Origin of the sequence: Staphylococcus sp. ACRSN (assembly GCF_022346615.1) — a bacterium.
In the GTDB taxonomy this organism is placed as follows: Bacteria; Bacillota; Bacilli; order Staphylococcales; family Staphylococcaceae; genus Staphylococcus.
Genome location: NZ_JAKRNS010000006.1, coordinates 29961 through 50718 on the forward strand (window position 1 = coordinate 29961; position 20758 = coordinate 50718).

Annotated in this window: 18 protein-coding genes and 1 riboswitch; of the genes, 6 read left to right on the forward strand and 12 right to left on the reverse strand. The window is 32.3% G+C overall.

Features of this window, described 5'->3' with window-relative positions; all coding sequences use genetic code 11:
• Positions 1 to 335 precede the first annotated feature (335 nt).
• From MHZ36_RS07030 to MHZ36_RS07040, 3 genes are all read right to left on the reverse strand, one after another.
• Positions 336 to 1205 (reverse strand): SDR family oxidoreductase, encoded by an 870-nt coding sequence (locus MHZ36_RS07030; RefSeq protein WP_239230637.1) that lies wholly within the window; start codon positions 1203 to 1205, stop codon positions 336 to 338.
• A 247-nt stretch (positions 1206 to 1452) separates the two neighbouring features.
• Positions 1453 to 3351 (reverse strand): FtsX-like permease family protein, encoded by a 1899-nt coding sequence (locus MHZ36_RS07035; protein ID WP_239230639.1) that lies wholly within the window; start codon positions 3349 to 3351, stop codon positions 1453 to 1455.
• A complete protein-coding gene (locus tag MHZ36_RS07040) occupies positions 3341 to 4102 on the reverse strand; it encodes an ABC transporter ATP-binding protein (RefSeq protein WP_239230641.1) in 762 nt (253 codons plus the stop codon). Before MHZ36_RS07040 ends, MHZ36_RS07035 begins: the two co-directional genes overlap by 11 nt.
• Before the next feature lie 222 nt (positions 4103 to 4324).
• On the opposite strand from MHZ36_RS07040, the gene MHZ36_RS07045 reads away from it, so the two are divergent.
• From MHZ36_RS07045 to copZ, 3 genes are all read left to right on the forward strand, one after another.
• Positions 4325 to 5776, forward strand: coding sequence for a SulP family inorganic anion transporter (locus MHZ36_RS07045; RefSeq protein ID WP_239230643.1), 1452 nt, complete (start codon positions 4325 to 4327; stop codon positions 5774 to 5776).
• Positions 5777 to 5952: 176 nt separating this feature from the next.
• Positions 5953 to 8337, forward strand: a complete 2385-nt coding sequence (locus tag MHZ36_RS07050) for a heavy metal translocating P-type ATPase (protein ID WP_239230644.1) — start codon at positions 5953 to 5955, stop codon at positions 8335 to 8337.
• A 37-nt stretch (positions 8338 to 8374) separates the two neighbouring features.
• On the forward strand, positions 8375 to 8581 hold the full coding sequence (gene copZ, locus MHZ36_RS07055) for a copper chaperone CopZ (RefSeq protein ID WP_239230645.1): 207 nt from the start codon (positions 8375 to 8377) through the stop codon (positions 8579 to 8581).
• A gap of 68 nt (positions 8582 to 8649) precedes the next feature.
• Here copZ and MHZ36_RS07060 read toward each other — a convergent pair whose 3' ends face one another.
• The 5 genes from MHZ36_RS07060 to MHZ36_RS07080 form a co-directional block, all read right to left on the reverse strand.
• A complete protein-coding gene (locus MHZ36_RS07060; RefSeq protein WP_239230646.1) occupies positions 8650 to 9648 on the reverse strand; it encodes a D-lactate dehydrogenase in 999 nt (332 codons plus the stop codon).
• A 15-nt stretch (positions 9649 to 9663) separates the two neighbouring features.
• Complete coding sequence (locus MHZ36_RS07065) at positions 9664 to 10821, reverse strand: aminotransferase class I/II-fold pyridoxal phosphate-dependent enzyme (RefSeq protein ID WP_239230647.1); 1158 nt, start codon at positions 10819 to 10821, stop codon at positions 9664 to 9666.
• Positions 10822 to 10885: 64 nt separating this feature from the next.
• A riboswitch (SAM riboswitch) is annotated at positions 10886 to 10991 on the reverse strand.
• A 121-nt stretch (positions 10992 to 11112) separates the two neighbouring features.
• On the reverse strand, positions 11113 to 11874 hold the full coding sequence (locus tag MHZ36_RS07070; protein ID WP_239230648.1) for an aggregation-promoting factor C-terminal-like domain-containing protein: 762 nt from the start codon (positions 11872 to 11874) through the stop codon (positions 11113 to 11115).
• Positions 11875 to 12427: 553 nt separating this feature from the next.
• Positions 12428 to 13471 carry a PTS sugar transporter subunit IIC gene (locus tag MHZ36_RS07075; RefSeq protein ID WP_239230649.1) on the reverse strand — a complete coding sequence of 348 codons (1044 nt, stop codon included), beginning with the start codon at positions 13469 to 13471 and terminating at the stop codon, positions 12428 to 12430.
• A 101-nt stretch (positions 13472 to 13572) separates the two neighbouring features.
• On the reverse strand, positions 13573 to 13998 hold the full coding sequence (locus MHZ36_RS07080) for a 6-pyruvoyl trahydropterin synthase family protein (RefSeq protein WP_239230650.1): 426 nt from the start codon (positions 13996 to 13998) through the stop codon (positions 13573 to 13575).
• A 126-nt stretch (positions 13999 to 14124) separates the two neighbouring features.
• On the opposite strand from MHZ36_RS07080, the gene MHZ36_RS07085 reads away from it, so the two are divergent.
• Positions 14125 to 14487, forward strand: a complete 363-nt coding sequence (locus MHZ36_RS07085; protein WP_239230651.1) for a DUF488 domain-containing protein — start codon at positions 14125 to 14127, stop codon at positions 14485 to 14487.
• A gap of 43 nt (positions 14488 to 14530) precedes the next feature.
• Here the strand turns inward: MHZ36_RS07085 and MHZ36_RS07090 are convergent, their stop codons facing one another.
• The 3 genes from MHZ36_RS07090 to MHZ36_RS07100 all read right to left on the reverse strand — a co-directional run bounded on the left by MHZ36_RS07090 (position 14531) and on the right by MHZ36_RS07100 (position 17700).
• Positions 14531 to 15106, reverse strand: a complete 576-nt coding sequence (locus MHZ36_RS07090) for a M23 family metallopeptidase (RefSeq protein WP_239230652.1) — start codon at positions 15104 to 15106, stop codon at positions 14531 to 14533.
• Positions 15107 to 15345: 239 nt separating this feature from the next.
• A complete protein-coding gene (locus MHZ36_RS07095) occupies positions 15346 to 16287 on the reverse strand; it encodes a nucleoside hydrolase (RefSeq protein WP_239230653.1) in 942 nt (313 codons plus the stop codon).
• A gap of 54 nt (positions 16288 to 16341) precedes the next feature.
• A complete protein-coding gene (locus tag MHZ36_RS07100; RefSeq protein WP_239230654.1) occupies positions 16342 to 17700 on the reverse strand; it encodes an amino acid permease in 1359 nt (452 codons plus the stop codon).
• A gap of 205 nt (positions 17701 to 17905) precedes the next feature.
• Here MHZ36_RS07100 and MHZ36_RS07105 point away from each other — a divergent pair, with 205 nt between their 5' ends.
• A complete protein-coding gene (locus MHZ36_RS07105; RefSeq protein WP_239230655.1) occupies positions 17906 to 18868 on the forward strand; it encodes a DMT family transporter in 963 nt (320 codons plus the stop codon).
• Between the two features lie 140 nt (positions 18869 to 19008).
• Entirely contained in the window at positions 19009 to 19572 is a 564-nt protein-coding gene (locus MHZ36_RS07110) for a TetR/AcrR family transcriptional regulator (protein ID WP_239230656.1), read from the forward strand.
• A gap of 123 nt (positions 19573 to 19695) precedes the next feature.
• Here MHZ36_RS07110 and MHZ36_RS07115 read toward each other — a convergent pair whose 3' ends face one another.
• Positions 19696 to 20493 (reverse strand): trypsin-like serine peptidase, encoded by a 798-nt coding sequence (locus tag MHZ36_RS07115; RefSeq protein WP_239230657.1) that lies wholly within the window; start codon positions 20491 to 20493, stop codon positions 19696 to 19698.
• Between the last annotated feature and the right edge of the window lie 265 nt (positions 20494 to 20758).

Genomic DNA, 20758 nt, shown 5'->3' on the forward strand with positions numbered 1-20758 from the left:
ACTAAAGTCATCACTTAGGATATACATTCTAAGTTACAAACACGCCGATTGAAATGATTTTATTTCAATCGGTTTTCTAATACTTATATACCGCTTCAAAACTTCATCTAGAACTTTTGCTAACCTTCTCATATCTCTATCTAATCAACTTCCTTTAGATAGAAAACTAAATTATTTTAGGTATTTAGTAAGTCAATTAATTTTCAATATTCATACCTTATATTTAAATTAAAAAAGCTATGAAGAAATCTATCGTTATTGCTTTCTTCATAGCTTATCTTAGTATATTTAATTTGGAAAAACTAATTCTTAAATTATACTTCTACTTCTCTTATTTAAGATGTAATATAATCTCCGCCATTTACATGAATCACTTGTCCAGTAATATATGAACTATCTGCATATGATGCAAGAAAAACATATGATGGTGCTAATTCTGCTGGTTGCCCCCTTCTTCCCATTGCAGTATCTGAACCTTGATTTTCAACTTTATCTGCACTAAATGTAGCAGGAATTAATGGCGTATATATAGGTCCTGGTGCGACAGCATTTACTCTAATACCTTTATCGATTAATGTAGTAGCTAACGATCTTGTAAAGGCAACAATAGCACCTTTCGTCGCAGAATAATCAATTAAATGACCTGAGCCGCGATAAGCAGTTACACTCGTTGTATTTACAATTGCATCTCCGTTTTCAAGGTAAGGTACAGCAGCTTGCGAAAGAAATATCATACCAAATATATTGGTTTCAAATGTTTCCTTAACTTGCTCTGGTGTTATATCTTCAAATTGATCTCTCGGAAATTGAACACCACCGTTATTCACTAAAATATTTAAATCACCGAAGTCATTGATTACAGATTCAATCAATGCTTTAGATTCAGCAACATTTTTCAAATCATGTGCATATGCGTTTGCTTTGCCACCTAACGATTCGATTTGTTCAACCACATATTGTGCATCTTCGTGTTCATTATAATAGCCGATTGCAACCTCTGCACCTTCTTTAGCAAATAGTAGCGCTACTGAACGTCCAATACCAGAATCACCACCAGTAATCAACGCTACCTTTCCTTTTAATTTACCACCACTTTGATAGGAGTCCATGATCGAAATAGGTTGGGGGTTCATATCTTTTTCAATACCAGGTTGCTTACTCTGAGTATAACCTTTAATTTGTCTGTGAAATTCAGTTAAATTCATCCAATCACTCCTTCATATTCTATTATGCCCGTACCACCTGATTGATTTTCAAAACATTACTTGAATTTAACGTTTAATATTTCCCAGGTGATAATTGCATAAAAACATATCTTATTAAAGGTTATAGCAAGTAATCTATTTTTGTATTACTATTTTTTCTTATCATAAAATAGCTAATACTTTCATAATTGAATAATTGTTTATCATCAATTTCTTTCATAACGCACTCTTAATTTTATAATTAATGCTATATTGAGTGCTTCACAATTCGACTTGAGTGTAAAATAGACATAATAGCAAATATCATAAATATAATTGAGTATACAATCATCACAACATAAACTGGCAACATATTTGTAGAGTTCATGATTTTCATATATGCCTTCGCAGCAAAATAGGCATGTAATAATGATATAACTAATGGCAATGCAAAATTAAATATTACCTTTAACGTCAATCCTTTTAACATATCTCTGTGTGTATAACCAATTTTTCGTAAAATTCTATAGTTAGACATTTCATCCTCAGTTTCATCCATTTGTTTAATATAAATGATACAACCCGCTGCAATTAAAAAGGCTAAACCAAGAAATGATGTCACAAATAATAAAATGCCAATTGAATTATCTAAATCTTGTCTAATAATTTTTTGAGATTCTATATTAGGATTAACTTGTTTTAATATTTTATTTGCAACTGGCCAATCTTTCTTATTTAATAAATTATATCCGTATTGTTTATTAATTTCTTTACTATGTGCACTGAGTTTCTCATATTGTTCTGCACTGACTAACAAAACAGGTTGCCCATAAGTCGCATCCGCTCTAAAATCAACCGTCCGTTGATCACCTATCACTTTAAAGCTTTCAGACGATTGACCTTTAAATTGAATTGTTTTATTCAAATTATATTTAACCATGCCTCCACCAATCGTGGAAACATTAATTAATTTCGCTTTATTCCCATGTACATCTTTATCTTTAAAAAACTCATTACTAGTAATAAACATAGCAGTCGGATTTGACATCAACGAATTGCCTTGTTTAACAAAAAAATCATCATTAGCAATCTTTAAATCTGCTACCTCTTTATATATTGGTTTAAATGGTATATGCGCTTGTTCTAATTTTTGTTCGAATTGTTGAGATTGTTTTTCCGAATTCAAATTAAAATCTTGAGGAGAAGATTCATAAATATTGTCGTCAATTGACGATTTACTGATTGCTCCAAAGCATAAAACGGTCACTGTTACAGCAGATAATGTAGCTATAATAGTCAGAGAAAGTGCATTTTTTTTCATTTTATGCATTATAGAAGAAGTAAATACAACATCAGTAATTGAAATCTTCCCTTGTTTTAGTCTTTTGAGGCTTTTGAAAATGAGTGATACTGAACTTCTGAAAAATAAATAGGCACCAACCGTCGTTAAGAATAATATTGCAAAGACGAGAAACATAATTGCATTACTGTATTTTCCAAACATTTCAGTAGACAAATAGTAGCCTAAGATGACCATTGCAATGCCAACAATACCTGATATTAATTCTAATAAAGTTACTTTTGCCTGATTAACTTCCGTCTTTGTATTATCATTCATCATCGTTAAAATACTACGTCTTCGTAAAAACCAAAAACATTGAATCAATATTAATATAAATGAAAGACACAATAATATGATTGTTTGCGTAACCGCAAGCGGTTGGAAAGTTAATGCGACACTTGTTCTAACACTCAACACTTTTAATACAATCATCAATAATATCTTTGATCCAAACACACCAATTATCATTCCAAGTATACCCGTAACTAAAAACATTGCTGTTTGTTCAATCAAGAGCATACGCATAATATTATTTCTTGTTAAACCAATTAATTGATATAATGCGAATTCTCGTGTTCTTCTCTTAACAAACAAGTGATTAGCATACATTAAAAATATAACAATAATAATAAATAGAAAATTCGCTCCAACCTTAGAACCTTCTTGAATAATTTTCATAGAATTATCATTATTAATACTATTTGTATATTTCAAAGTTACAAAACTAAAATAAAGCACAATACTTACAATCAATGAAAATATATACATCGCATAATGACGAATATTCTGTTTAAAATTTTTCAATACAATTTGATTAAAGCTCATTTGTTACACCACCTAAAGCCGTTTGCATATGAATAATATTCTTATAAAAGGCTTGGTTCGTATCATCACCTTGGTATATTTCTGAATGGATATTACCATCTTTTAACATAATTACTCTATTTGAAAAACTTGCCGCAACTGGATCGTGTGTAACCATAACAATCGTAGCATTCATTTTTCTGTTCATTTCTTCTAATCTATTTAACAGGTCTTGCGCACTTTTTGAATCTAAAGCACCCGTTGGTTCATCTGCAAATATGATAGCTGGTTTGTGGACAGATGCTCGTGCTGCTGCTGTTCTTTGTTGTTGACCTCCTGATATTTCATCAGGATATTTATGACCTAAATCTTTAATACCTAATGCCTCAGTTACTTCATTATAATTATTTTCTTTTTCTTGTTTAGTTAATTTTTGGATTGATAATGGCAACATTATATTTTCTTTTACTGTTAAAGTGTGTAGCACACTATAATCTTGAAAGATAAAACCTACTTCTTTTTTTCGAAAATCCGCTAATGCTTTATTACTCATTTTATTTATCTGATTACCGTTGATTTCTACTGTTCCACTCGTTAAATAATCTATAGAACTAATAACATTTAACAAAGTTGTCTTACCAGATCCTGAAGGACCCATAATCGTTACAAATTCACCTTTTTCAATAGTAAAATCGATTCCCTTTAACACTTCTTGTTGTTGATGCTTATTGCCATATTTTTTAGTTAATCCTTCAACTTTTAAAATTGTCATGTCTTTCACTCCTTGCTTACTTGTTTATAAATTTATTGTAGCGGAACATCAAAATCTTGACGTTTGATTTATATTACAAAGCATTCTATTAAAATAACAACTTTGTCACACGACCTAAAATCTATTAAAACCACTTTATACTTTACATTGAATTTTAATAACTTTTTACTTTAAATACTATGATATAATAATCCAGTTAAATTATTCTTAAGGAGTATCAAAATGATAAATAAATTAAAACGCGAATGGCTAACCGCCCCAGGTACAAATATATTAGCCGGTATTGTCGTAGCACTTGCTTTAATTCCAGAAGCCATTTCTTTCTCAATCATTGCAGGTGTAGATCCTATGGTTGGTTTATATGCCTCCTTTATAATTGCTGTTGTTATATCATTTGTTGGTGGTAGACCTGCCATGATATCCGCTGCCACGGGTTCCGTTGCTCTTGTTGTCGTCCCCTTAGTGAAAGATCATGGTTTACAATATTTACTAGCTGCCACTATTTTGATGGGTATCATTCAAATTTTATTTGGAATTTTAAAAGTTGGACATTTGATGAAATTCATTCCAAATTCCGTAATGATTGGTTTTGTGAATGCTTTAGCAATTATGATTTTCACTACTCAAATAAAGCATATCTTTGGCATCTCTATTCCGACATATCTCTTTGTCATTATCACCTTACTCATTATTTATTTGTTGCCACGTATATTCAATAAGATACCTGCGCCGCTTATTGCAATCGTATTATTAACAATTGTATCAATTTATACAAATGCTGATATAAAAACAGTTGGCGACTTGGGGGAAATTAAGCGGACATTGCCCAATTTTTTAATTCCCGATGTACCTTTCACTTTTGAAACTTTAAAAATCATTTTGCCGTATTCCCTATCTATGGCAGTTGTAGGACTAGTTGAAAGTTTACTTACCGCACGTATCGTCGATTTAGCAACTGATACTTATAGCAACAAGAACTTAGAATCACGTGGCCAAGGTATCGCTAACTTTATCACTGGTTTCTTTGGATCAATGGGCGGCTGTGCAATGATTGGTCAGTCTGTCATTAATGTACGATCAGGCGCAACAACACGACTATCAACATTAACCGCTGGATTATTTTTAATAATTTTAATCATTGTATTTGGTGATTGGGTAATACAAATTCCAATGCCTATATTAGCAGCTATCATGGTTATGGTTTCGATTGGTACATTTGATTGGAAATCCTTTAAATTTATAAAGCGTGCGCCGCGTACAGATGCAATGGTCATGATATTAACGGTAGCAATTGTATTGCTTACGAATAATCTAGCCCTTGGGGTAATCGTTGGTGTCATTGTTAGTGCATTATGTTTCGCTACTAAAATATCTAAAGTTAAAGTTGAACAAAATGTACACAATCAAACTATTCATTATAAGATCACAGGACAAATTTTCTTTGTTTCTATAGATACCATGATGAATCAATTAGATTTAAATCTAAAACATCACACAATATATTTAGACTTTAAACAAGCTCATTTATGGGATGATTCTGCAGTTAATGCTATCGACACACTAGTCGAAAATTACAGTAAAAAGCAAAATACCGTTTACGTCCAACATTTAAATAAAGACAGCAAAAAAATCGTAACTGAACTAACAAAAATTAATCACCAGCACTTATTGTAAATGTGAAATAAACTTAAAAAACCGCTCATACGCAGAACTTACTGCGTATGAGCGGTTTTTTTATAATCTTTATTGTTGACACTTATACGGGTAGGGGGTATATTGTAGTTAAATGATTGATACCTCTCCAATTAATAACTAAATAGCCTTACATAAATATAAAGGAGGATAATTTTATGTCAGAACATAAAAGCACAACATACGATATTACAGGTATGACCTGTGCTGCGTGCGCAAATCGTATCGAAAAGAATTTAAATAAACTAAATGATGTAACTGCGAATGTGAATGTTACAACAGAGAAAGCAACCGTAACTTATGACCCCAAAAATACTTCTGAAGCACAAATTACAGACAGCATCGAAAAAACGGGTTATGGTGTTGCTACGGAACACGTAGAGTTAGATATCATCGGCATGACTTGTGCCGCATGTTCAAATAGGATAGAAAAAGTGTTAAATCGAATGGATGGTGTAAATAACGCAAGTATTAACCTTACTACTGAAAGTGGCGCTATCGATTACAATCCGAACAGTGTAACAACCAACGATTTAATTAAAAAAATACAAAATATTGGTTATGATGCTCATACCAAACAAAATAATATACAAAAAACATCTAGAAAAGAAAAAGAATTAAAAGAAAAACGATTAAAACTTATTATTTCAGCTATATTAACCGCACCATTATTACTGACAATGCTTGTTCATTTATTCGGGGTACCTTTGCCGCGTATATTTATGAATTCTTGGTTCCAATTTGCACTTGCAACACCCGTTCAATTCATCATTGGCTGGCAATTCTACCTAGGTGCTTATAAAAATTTAAAAAATAAATCAGCAAATATGGATGTATTAGTTGCCTTAGGTACAAGTGCTGCTTATTTCTATAGTATTTATGAAATGATCAAATGGCTAATTCATTCAAATATGGAACCACATCTGTATTTTGAAACAAGTGCAGTACTTATCACTTTAATTCTTTTAGGAAAATATTTGGAAACACGTGCCAAAGCACAAACAACGAATGCTTTAAGTCAATTAGTGAATCTACAAGCTAAGGAAGCACGTATTTTCAAAGATAATAAGACTATAATGGTGCCATTAAGCGAAGTAAAAGTTGGGGACCATTTAATCATTAAACCCGGAGAAAAAATACCTGTAGATGGTACAGTCATTAAAGGAACAACTTCAATAGATGAATCTATGCTTACCGGAGAATCTATACCAATCGAAAAAAATATTAGCGACAATGTCATTGGTGCAACAATGAATAAATATGGCACAATTACTGTTGAAGCAACAAGAATTGGAAAAGATACCGCGTTATCTAATATTATTCAAACGGTAGAATCAGCTCAAAGTTCTAAAGCACCGATTCAGCGACTCGCTGATATTATATCTGGTTATTTTGTACCTATCGTCGTTGCAATTGCAATACTCACATTTATTATTTGGATTGCAATCGAGCAACCAGGTCAATTTGAACCTGCTCTCGTTTCTGCAATCGCCGTATTAGTTATTGCTTGCCCTTGTGCGCTTGGTCTTGCTACTCCTACTTCTATAATGGTAGGAACTGGTAAAGCCGCCGAAAATGGCATCTTATTCAAAGGCGGAGAACATATTGAACGCACACATGAAATTGACACTATTGTCTTAGATAAAACTGGCACAATTACAAATGGCCAGCCCGTTGTCACCGTATTTGAAGGTAGTAAAGATACGCTACAGTTACTTGCATCTGCTGAAAATGGTTCGGAACATCCATTAGCCGATGCAATCGTGACATATGCTATCAATAATAATATTGAGTTAATAGAACCTCAACATTTTGAAGCTATACCTGGAAGAGGTATTTCAGCGACATTTAATAACCAACATATCTTAGCTGGAAATCAACGATTAATGTCAGAAAATAACATTGATACTACAGAATACGAATACCAATTACAACAATATGAAGATGATGGACATACTGTAATGTTCATAGCCATAGATGGCCAAGCCAAAGGTATCATTGCTGTAGCAGATACTGTTAAATCAAATGCAAAAACAGCCATCAAAGCACTACATGATTTAGGAATCGATGTTGTAATGTTGACAGGTGATAATGCACGCACAGCAGATGCCATTGCTAAACAAGTCAATATCGATACAGTTATTGCACACGTATTACCTGAAGAAAAAGCCTCTAAAATTGTTGAAATACAACAAAGCAACCACAAAGTTGCTATGGTTGGTGATGGTGTAAATGATGCACCTGCACTTGTTCAATCAGATATAGGTATCGCAATAGGAACAGGTACCGAAGTGGCTATAGAAGCAGCAGACGTTACCATTCTTGGCGGCGATCTACTGCTAATACCTAAAGCAATAAAGGCAAGTAAATATACTATCCGTAATATCCGTCAAAATCTATTTTGGGCATTAGGTTATAATGTAGCTGGTATTCCTATTGCTGCATTAGGCTTACTAGCACCTTGGATTGCAGGTGCAGCAATGGCACTAAGTTCAGTAAGTGTAGTGACAAATGCTTTACGTTTAAAAAGAATGAAATTATAGTTAATTCTATACAACAATTTATAAGGAGGTGAATGTTATGGCTAAAGAAATTATCACAGTAGAAGGTATGAGTTGTGATCATTGCAAACAAGCTGTTGAAGGCGCATTAACAAATCTTAATGGTATAACTACAGCTGAAGTAAACCTTTCTGAAGGCAATGTCACAGTCGATTACGATCCATCACAAGTTACAACAAATAGCATGAAAGATGCTATTGAAGATCAAGGCTATGATGTGAAATAGCACAATAATAGAGCCTAATATCATCAAAGTGCGTTGATGATATTAGGCTCTATTTTTTTATTATATAATTAATTTACACGCAAAGAAGTATCTCCTGTTTGCAATACTTCTATCGTAGCATCTAATGCATCGACAATTAAATTTTTTACAGCTGCATCGGTATAAAAAGCGATATGTGGTGATAAAATAATATCTTTTCGTTTAATGAGCGAAAGTAATAATGGATCTTCCAATTCTACACCACGTTGATCACTCGGAAATAATCCTTTCTCACCTTCATATGTATCTAATGCTGCACCTTTAATAATTCCCTTATCAATTGCCTCAATCAAAGCACTCGTTTTCACCACTGTACCTCGAGCACAATTAATAAATACCGATCCTTCTTTAAAATTAGAAAACAACTGCGCATCAAATAAATAATCATTTTCTTCACTAGCTGGTATATGAACAGTGACAATATCAGCTTCTTGAACTATTTCTGTAATTGTATCTTTATAGGTTAGTATAGACTGTAGTTGTTCATTTTTTATGACATCATATGCTAATACTTTTGAACCAAACCCATTTGCGAATATTTTTGCAACAATACTTCCAATACGTCCTGTACCAATAACTGCTACTGTTAAGTCTTTTATAGATTTAGATAATATAGCCGGTTGCCAACGAAAGTCTTGCTCCTCTGTCTTTTGTTGTATATCATTGTAATTGCGCACTAAATTCAAGGCTTGTGAAACTGTGTATTCTGCTATTGATTCTGGTGAATATGATGGTACATTGGAAATAATCAAATCGTATTTGTTCGCTAAATCAAAATCATAACAATCATATCCAGCACTTCTTTGAGCAATTTGTTTTATACCATATGTATTTAACTTACTATAAACCATTTCAGTTAATGGTAGCTGTTGAGATAACGACACACCATCAAAACCTTGTACGCTATCAACTGTTTCTTCAGTCAATAATCGATGATCTAAATCTACAGACACTTCATTTTCCACTGCCCATGATTCAATATAAGGAATATCTTCTTCTCTCACACCAAATAGTTTAATTTTTGTCATAGATAACACGCCCTTTTAATTATATAAATAACTCAATGATTGCAAACGATTTGCTGCCTCTAAAAGCTGTTCATCATCAAGTGCTAACGAAATTCGCACATAGTTACGTCCACGGTCTCCAAATGGTATACCAGGTGCCGCTAAAATAGATTTTTCTGCTAATAAATATTCAACAAATGCTTCCCCATCATAGCCTTTCGGAGTAGCCAACCATAAAAATATACCACCCTTCATAGGTTCAAATGGGATATTTTTATCAGATAATTTAGCTTCAAATACATCTCTTCTGCGTTTGAAAGTGTCACTTTGTTCCTCTAAAAATGTATCATAATGATTTAAAGCGTATGTCGCAGCATCTTGCAATGCCCCAAACATACCTGCATGTGTGTGTGTCTGGAATTTTTTTAGTGCTTGTATCACATCTTTATTACCTACAGCGAATCCAACCCTAAAGCCAGACATATTATACCCCTTAGATAATGAAAACACTTCAATAGCAACATTCTTACTATTTGGTGCCTGTAAAATACTTGGATTTTTTTGATCAAAACCAAATGCACTATAGGCAAAGTCGTGTACGATCTTAGTCTTCGTTCCATTAAAACGTTGTATAGCTTCATCAAATACATCAGATGTTGCCACTGATCCAGTTGGATTATTAGGATATGTTAAATAGATTAGCTTCGTATTATCTAGTACAGACTGCTCAATTTTATCCCATTCTGGTAAATAGTCAGGCGAATTTAAAGCAAGTGGCTTAGGAATAGCATCTGCTAATTTTACCCCCGCTAAATAATCAGTGTAACCTGGGTTTGGTAACAAAACATACTCATCAGGATTAACTATGCACTGTGGTAAATTAACCAATCCATTTTTTGTTCCATACAATATGCAAACTTCATCTTCTTTATCTAATTCAACTTGGTATTGACGTTGATAAAAATCAACAATCGCTTGTTTAAAACTATCTTTACCATGAAAAGCAACATATTTTTGGTTTTCTGGTATATGTAACGCTTTACTAAAACACTCTAAAATACCATTAGGTGTTGCTCCATCAGGTATACCAACTGCCATATTGATTAAAGGTAAAGGTCCATGTTCTACTTTTTGCCCCATCGTCTTGCCAAAATAACTGTCAGGAATCTGAGATAATCTATCTGACATTACCATAAATTGACCTCCTTAAATAAAAAACTATATACCGAACTTTAGCGGCATATAGTCTCATCCTATGTCCCTATCTTTCAAGTCTATTGCTTGTTGGATTTAGCACAGTACAATTAAAATGTCTGTTGCTGAAGTATCATCAGGCCAATTCCCTCAACTTCTCTGGATAAGTTAATCATATTAAATTACTCATAATTTTATCAGAATATTCTAACTTGTCAATGTAAAAAAAGGACGACCCTTATGGATCGCCCTTTATCTATATTGTTAAGCATTTAATGGTTTAATTAAATCTTACCACCAGTTGTTAGATGAACGGAAAGCTAAAGCAGCGTCTACTGAACCATAACGTTCTTTAGCGTAGTTAAGCATACCTTGAGTTTGTGTTGCAACTGAACCTGTTCCCCAAGATTCTTTAGTTTGACCTAAACCTCTGTATCCTAATTCGTTAACAGCATTTGGGTTACCGCTTGATTCAGGTAATACAATAGTATTCCACATTTCTTCAGTACCACCAGCAGCTAAGAATTGAGATTTAACTGATCCACCAGTTGAAGCAGCTTGTGTTTTAGCAGCTTCGTAAGTTTTAGTAGCTGTGCTTGTTTGAGAAGTTTGTACATTTGAGTTTGATGAAGCTTTTGGAGCTTCTACTGCTTCTACTTGAACATTGCTTGATTGTTGTTGTGAACTTACTTCGTTTGATGATTTTTCATTAGTGTTTGTAGATGCTTGCGCACTTACATCTTGTTGAGCTGAGTTAGATGATACGTTAGAAGTTGCACTTTGTGCACCAGCAGCGTTATAACTCCATGAGAATGATTGACCATCTGAATCAAATTTATATTCGAATCCGCCTACTACAAAGTCATAGTGGTAAGCACCAGCGTGTAATGGTTTTTCGTTTAATTCTGAAGCATTGCTTTGAGCTAATTCAGCTAAGTGTGCTTTGTCAATGTTTTGCTCTGAAGCGTGTGCTTGATTTTGATCTGCTTGAGTTGCGTATCCTGTTACACCTAATGCTACTGCTAATGATGATGCTAAAATAGTTTTCTTCATAATAAAAAAATCCTCCAAATTTAATTCTTTTCTAAAAGTAATTTATATTTTCGTTAATAAAATTATCGTATCTGCTAATATCGTTTAAAATTTATGTCCAATTTTTTGACCACAAATAATATACCATAAATTTCGCGTATTTATATTACATGTATATAACAAAACTTTACAAAAACAGCTCATATATGTAATATTGCAATCTCTTTGTTTTATTTTGCAACGCTTATAATAGCTAAGATAGCGCTATCATATTATGTAAAAAGTTGTTATTACAGGTTAAATTACTACTTTTTCGATTAATTAATTATTTTCTGAATTATTACAACTGCTCTCTTTGTAATAATTCTGTAATATAAAGAAACGCTAAAAATTATATTTATTGGGGCAAAACTTGTAATTTTTTATTTTCAGAAAATTCAATCAGTTGTTTATATATCCCTCTATAACAGTTTTTTTATTTCTACAAAAAAAGATACCCACTTCTAATTTACAGAAATTGTGAGTATCTATTCTTATTATTAAAATAATTAACTGCATGTTAATAATATCAATTCTATGCTAAAAATTTGAAAATATCTCTATTATAAAGTTTTAGTACACGCATATAGAATGCGTTCACGAAGTACCCTATCGTGAATGGAATAATGAAAAATGCAATCACTACCATTAGTAAGTTTAATAATAGAGAATGTTCCATAAATCTAAATGCACTAATTGGTCCTACTAATCCTATAATACCAAAACCAGCTGATTCTTTTGTACCACCTATTCCAATGAATGCTCCAGCAAATCCTGTAATAAGCGCTGTTGTAAATATAGGTAACAATATAATTGGATGTCGTACCATGTTCGGTATCATCATTTTAACTCCGCCTAAAAAAATTGTTAGCGGGACACCGGCTCTATTAATTTTAATTGTTCCTGCCACAAGTACTGCTTCACAGGCTACAATACCTAATGAAGCTGAACCAGCTGCCAATCCACTGATTCCAATTGCTAATGCCGTTGCAACTGTTGAAATAGGGGATATAATAAGAAAACTAAATACAAGCGCAATCAACATTGACATTAAAACAGGCTGTAATTCTGTAAATGAATTAACTAAACTACCTATACCTGTCGTAATCATCTTTACAAATGGTAGGAGTAAAACACCTAGTAAACTTGCTAAAACACCAACAAAAGTTGGCAATATAATCAACGTAAGACTGCCAAAACGTTCTCCAATAACTAATATTATAAATACAGCTATGGCCGCAGTTATCATCGTATTAATTAAATCACCTACACCCATTAAGACCCAGGCACCTGATTTAAATTGTGCGACACCACTGCCGATAAAAGCCGAACTCGCTACGACTGCTGTTGCCAACGGAGATAATTTAAATCGCATTGCGATTAACGCACCTACTAGAATAGGTACCGTAAATTGAATACTTTCTACTATTTGAAGTAGTGTTTGAAATATTTGGTACTTAGGCGCTAATAGTTTGAACAATTCCCCTAAAATTGCATTAGGTATTAATCCAGCAACAATAGCAATTGCTACGCCCGATAATACATTATTAATAAACTGTCTCGTACTTACCTTTATCATAGAAGTTCCTCCTAAGTTGTGATAGGTACTTAATATATCATATTTTCTAAATTTTCAGAATATTAATTTCAGTTTTAAATTATATAATTTCAGTTAGAACCTTACTTCATTAATTCAGCCTTTAAGACTAAACCTTGCCGATCATTTTCGAAAAATTCTATTTTACATAGTTCATACGCATTCGATAGATTCTTATCAAACTGCTCCCATAACCAAAAAGTAATGTTTTCTGCCGTTGTATTCATTTCAGGCAATGTATCATTTAATAATTGCTTATCTAAATAAGGTGCAATGTGCTCATCATAAAGTTTATCTACAATATTAAAATCTAATGCTAAGCCATAAGCATCTATTGGAGATAAGATCTCGACATTAAAATGATATAACTGATTTTTTAAATCTTTATATGCCGTTTCAGAAAAGTAAATTCTATTATCACACACAAATTGAAATTTATTTTTGATTAATACCTTATTACTTCTATATTGATAAGTTTTAGGGGGACGAATGTGGTCAAATTTATTCATATAAATACCTCCTGTTTTAGTTTGTTTTACCCTTTTTCCACAATATAAATTGAAATACAATGTTTTTAATTGATTGTTATTGGTAAAGGTAAAAATGATATACCTTTAAAACAGGAGTGATTTTTTATGTCAATCAAGACACAACGTATTTATGATGAAAAAGATGATAATCAATTATCTGGATTACGCATTCTAGTTGATCGTGTTTGGCCAAGAGGCATCTCTAAGGAACAAGCTAACATAGACTATTGGTTAAAAGATATTGGACCTTCTTCTAATTTAAGAAAATGGTTCAATCATGATGCAGATAAATTTTTTGAATTCAAATCACGTTATCAGAAAGAATTAAAAAATAATAAAGACCAGGCTGAAGCATTTCAAAAATTAAATGAATTAATTTCTGATGCAAATGATGATGTAATTTTATTGTTTGGAGCCAAAGATACTGAACATAACCAAGCGGTTGTTTTACAATCATTATTAAAATAATTTAAGTTATATTCATTACATCAATACAAATTTTGTCTAATCATTACAACTCAAACAAACTATTTTCACCATCAGGTAATTTTTTGATAAATGCTTCTGGGTTTTCTGCAAATCGATTTCCCACCCCATCTTTCATCCTTTGAAAATGTATGTGCGAGCCGGTTGTTTGTTCTCCTGTATTACCAGAAAGTGCAATAATTTCTCCGGCTTTCACTTTATCTCCAACTTTCACTTTAAATGTATTTAAATGCATATACCATTGATGGTACTGACCATTATCTTCTTTAATTTGTACTACTTTACCACCTAATTTATCCTTAAAAGTATTTGTAACAACGCCATTTGTGGCTGCTTTGATAGGTGTATCTTCTGGCAAATCAAAGTCTATTCCATAATGTTTCCCTTCAAAATCACTATATCTATATTTCCCAAATGTTTCTGTCTTTCTACTACCATTGAACATTGTTTGAAAATCATTGTCAGATTCTCCAGGGTCATGACTTTGTTCTGTATATAACTTTGTAATTGTTTCTTTAATTTCAACATGATATTTATAAAAAAATAATATAGCTCCAATTACAATTATACTGACAATTAAAAATTTGATAAATTGCTTCAATAAAATAAAGACCTCCTATTTAATGGATTCGTATAATAATTATACGAACCTAAAAAACACAAAGCGAACAATTGATTTTATAATTATTGTTTCATGTTTATTATAAATAACTTAAACCCATGTTCTATGTTATAAAATCAACATTAAAATAGCTTTATAAAACAAAAGCGATTTAGCTAGTGTTTTATAAAGCATGATTTTAAAATTGCTATTTTTTTCATTTTAAAATGACTAGAAAATTATAATTTATTATAGCTCTGCAAAATATTTTCTATTAGATCCCAAACTTCATCTACGTGTACATCTATTGCAAAATTCGCATTTTTTTCTTTCTGTGTTATATCATTTAAATCAACTGACATAGTACCATAAGTCAATTCACTATTACATTCAATATCAATATGCGTGTATTGCATTGTAAATAACTCTGGTTGTAACAAATACAGTATTGTACATGCATCATGAATTGGACCACCATCCATATTAAAATGTGTCTTATATGTTGATTTAAAAAATTCTAATAATTCTACAACAAAACCCGCAATTTCGTTATCTATTTTCTTAAAACGTGCACTAATTTCATCTGTTGCTAATACTCGGTGTGTAACATCTAAACCAAAAACATTAATTGGCACACCACTTTCGAAGACTCGTTTTGCTGCTTCGGCATCCACCCAGATATTGAACTCTGCAGTTGGTGTCCAATTACCAAATGTGCCACCACCCATAATTGTTATCATTTCAATATTTTCAACAATTTTAGGATCTTTATTCATTGCCATTGCAATATTTGTTAAAGGTCCAGTTGCAACTATCGTAACTTTCGAGTCACTTTGATTAATTTTTTCGATAATGGTGTCTACTGCATGCATATCTGTGGGTTTTAATGCAGGTACTTTGGGTAATTCAGGACCATCTAACCCAGTTTCACCATGAATCTCTGATGCAAACGCAGCTGCTTTAATAAGCGGCCTTGAAGCACCTACTGACACCTCGATGTCTAGTCTTCCCATTATATCTAAAACATTTAATGCATTATTCGTATTTTTCTCTACTGATTGATTACCGGCTACTGTTGTTACTGCTAGTATATCCAATGGACTTTGTTTTGCACCCGCAAGTATTAGTGCAATTGCATCATCATGCCCTGGATCACAATCCATAATAATCTTCTTTGTCATTTTTCTTCACTCCAAATCACTGAAATATAAATGTACAATTTCAAATTAGTGGTGTCATGAGTGTCGTGTATGTTTTTTATACTGTTGGTACATAAGCGCTAAAATAATTAGCCACAATGGTGCAAGTAATACGCCTATTCTTGTTTCTGGATTAACTAGTAACACACCAAAAATAAAGACGAAAAATATAATTATAGCGATGGCCATCTTTCTTCCACCTGGCAATTTAAACTTACTTTGTTTGTGTAAATCTGGTCTTTGTTTCGTATACCTATAATATGCAATTGTAATTAAAGTCCATAAAAATATATTTAAGACAGTTGAAACTGTACTAATATACACAAACACCGTTGTCGCATTTGGTATAAAATAATTTAATAATACAGCAATAAATAAAAATGAACTTGTAATTAAAATTGCTGTGATTGGTACACCTTTTTTATTAGTCACTTGGAACCGTGGCGGTGCTTGTTGTCTATCAGCAAGTCCGAATAATGTTCGACTATTTGCAAAAATACCACTATTACAGGCTGATGCTGCTGCAGTTAATACAACAAAATTAATAATACCAGCTGCAAATGGGATCCCAACAAGTGCAAATAATTTTACAAATGGACTATCCTCAGGATCTAATTTGTTCCATGGAATAATTGAAATAATTACAGCGATTGCACCTATATAAAACAAGAGTATTCTAAAAGGGACACTATTGATTGCTTTTGGAATTGTCTTATGAGGGTCTTTTGTTTCACCTGCCGTAATACCTATAACTTCAATACCTAAAAAGGAAAAAATTGCCATTTGGAATGACATAAAAAATCCAGAAATACCATTTGGGAAAAAGCCACCATGTGTATAAATATTTGAAATAGATGATGTGCCATAAGGTGTTTGATAAGCCATAACAATCATGATAATACCCACGATAACTAATGCCATGATTGTCCCTACTTTTATTAAAGCAAACCAAAACTCCAATTCTCCAAATAAGCGAGTACTCAATAAATTAAAATACATTAATAGTAACACGCAAGCAAAAGCTGACAGCCAGTTTGGTATTTGTGGAAACCAAAACGACACATACTTTGCAACTGCCGTCACTTCTGCCATACCAGAAATAATCCAAGTAAGCCAGTATGTCCAACCTGTAATAAATCCAGCAAGTGAACCGACATATTCATTTGTTATATCAGCAAATGAATTAAATTTAGTATCTGAAAGTAGCATTTCTCCCATAGCTCGCATAAACATAAATAATACAAAACCAACGATTATGTAAGTCAGTAAAATGGATGGCCCTGCCAAATGTATCGACTGTCCTGCTCCTAAGAATAAACCAGTCCCAATTGCTCCCCCGATGGCAATTAACTGTATATGCCGATTACTTAATTCTCTCTTTAATTGATCAGCCATAATTTCAACCCCTTAAATTTGAAATTATACTCTTTAATCATACTACGCCTTATTGACAGTATCTAATTTAGTCTAAAGAATTAGTATTTAATTATTGTTAATGATTAAAAAATACAACAATATTTATTAATAGTTTACCCTTGCCAATATTTAAAAAACTGTTAAATTAAAATTATTAACTTATTTTTATGAAAGGCGGTATTAAATGAAAGCGATATTAATTGGTATTTTAGGTGCGATGTTTTTCTCTGTTACCTTTATCTTAAATCACGCCATGTCAGATTCAGGTGGCAGTTGGCTTTTCAGTTCGTCTTTACGTTTTATCTTTATGTTTCCATTTCTATTTATTTTTGTTTGGATTCAAAAAAGACATCATATTATTTTCAAACATATTAAAGCTCATTATATACAGTGGTTAATTTGGAGTACTTTAGGATTTGTCTTCTTTTACATACCAATTACTTTTGTATCCAATTTCAGTCCAGGATGGCTTATATCTGCAACATGGCAATTAACGATTATCTGTGGTCTCTTACTTGCCCCCTTATTTTATGAATATATAGAACATAATCAACAAACTATCAAAGTGAGAGAACGTATTTCATGGCGTTCCTTGGCAACTTCAAGCATTATGATATTTGGTGTTGTTTTGGTTCAAATACCACATATATCCAATATACAAATGCAAACTTTTATTTTATCAGTTGTGCCTTTAATCGTTGCCGCTTTTTGCTATCCACTAGGGAATCGAAAAATGATGGAGCTTGTAGACAACGAATTAACTACTGTAGAACGTATTTATGGAATGACCTTGGTTACTTTACCAATTTGGATTATAATATTTTTAATTGGTGTCCTTACAAAAGGCTTACCATCATCAAGTCAAGTCGTCCAAACATTTTCTGTCGCAATATTTTCTGGTCTCATTGCAACAGGATTATTTTTCTATGCAACTAACATAGTAAAAGACAATCAATCTAAACTAGCTGCCGTTGAATCTACACAAGCAACTGAAATTATCTTCACATTAATAGGTGAAATGATGTTTTTAGGTCTACCATTACCAGATTCAATAAGCCTTATAGGCATTGCCTTAATCACTTTTGGTATTTGTATATATAGCTTTATGAGTACATTTATAAAAGAAAAACAAACTGAAATTACGTAACGTCATTGCTATTATTCATAAATATATTTCTATATGTATACCCATTCAATCATTTAAGCTACTACATTGACATAGTGGACAGAACGACGGATACTTTAAATGTTTATTGCACATAAAAATTAAGAGGAGATGCATAAATTATGTCTACAACATACACTGATCCACGTGTTTCCAGAACTAAGGCCCTATTAATGAATGCTTTTCGTGAAATCGCAAAAGAAAAGAAAATCCATACTATTACCGTAAAAGATATTACGGACAAAGCTACGGTCAATAGAGCTACGTTTTATGCACACTTTTATGATAAATACGATATTATGGATTATACAATTTCAGAAACAATTCTTAACAATCTAAACGAGACATTAGATATTGCTGATAAATTAGATGAATCTACATTGCGCACGCTTTTTATAAAAATAACAAGCTATATCGAAGAAACACATAATGAATGTAAATTAAATAGTAAAGCCTATGGTGAAGTCGTAGAAAAACGTGTTAAAGAAGAATTAGAAGATATTTTCCTAACATTAATAGAAGATGAAAATCCAAACCAAGATAGAGAGATGCTTGCCTCTAGTGCTAGATTTCTTTCTTGGGGATTATACGGCATCGCTAAACATTGGTTTGAAACAAGCACACATTCTGCAGAAGACTACATTAAAAAATCTTTGCCTTTTTTAGTCAATCATTTATCTTACTAAATAAAAAACGCCCTATAATAAGTTGAAGTATTTCATTTAGCGTAAACATTACAATGTTACATTTCAACTTAACTTTAGGGCGTTTTTATAATTTCAAATATTTAATGATTCATGCTGACTATACTATTCGTTATTATCATTTATAAACTTCAATACGTCACCAGTAATGGCTACTGCATTATTACTTTCACCTTCGATGCCACCATGATGTAATCCAATAAGTTGGTTATTCGCATTGAATACTGGTGAACCAGAGTTACCTCCAAAAGTACTTGCATCATATGTTAATTCTGTTCCTTGATTTCCAATGATTTCACCTGTACTTTCCCACATTGTTGCAAGTGGTTTATCTCCAGGGTAACCTGTTACGGTCATTGGATCGCCTTTTGATGTCGATGCTGCGTCTTTTAGTGTTGCAGGTTGTACTACTTCACCAACCGATTGTCCCTTACTATTCGGATTAAAATGAACTACAACTAGATCTGCATCCCCAGGGTATTGCTTAACTTCTTTTTCTTTAAAAGTTCCATAAGGAAATGTATTTTCATCTTTGGCAGCTGGTGAAAATGACATATTGCCATCTGAAAGATTAGCTACATGTTTATTAGTTAAAACAGTATTTTTTCCTACTACAACACCCGTAGCAATACTATCACCCATACTTATGTATCCAATAGATTGATAGTGTCCACTTGTCGTATTATCTATTTGTTTCCTATCTTCATTCGGTAATATAACTTTTTGAGATACTTCAGGCGATTGGTTAACGTTATTATCTTTTTGTTGAGTCGTCGCTTGTGAAGTTTGGCTATCCTTATTACTTAATTGCTCATTCGTATTTGCAAAACTGTTGAATGGTGCTATTGCTAAGATTAAACCTAGTGATAAAGTAATACTACTTAATACTTTTCTCAAAAACATAAATAACCTCCAAAAAAATATTTGTCTTCTTAAATTTAAAGAATTTATCAAAAATAATCAAATGATAATAAAAATAAATTAATATATTTTCGTTAGTACAACTTTTATTTTTACATTTTTAATACACTTTTATTAGAAGTCAAACCACTATTTTCCACAACATATTTTATAATTTGTCGTTTAGACAATAAATTACATGAACTGTCGTTTGCATTGTGTTTCAAAAGCAAATACAATCTTATCTAGACAACAGGTGTTAGTTAAT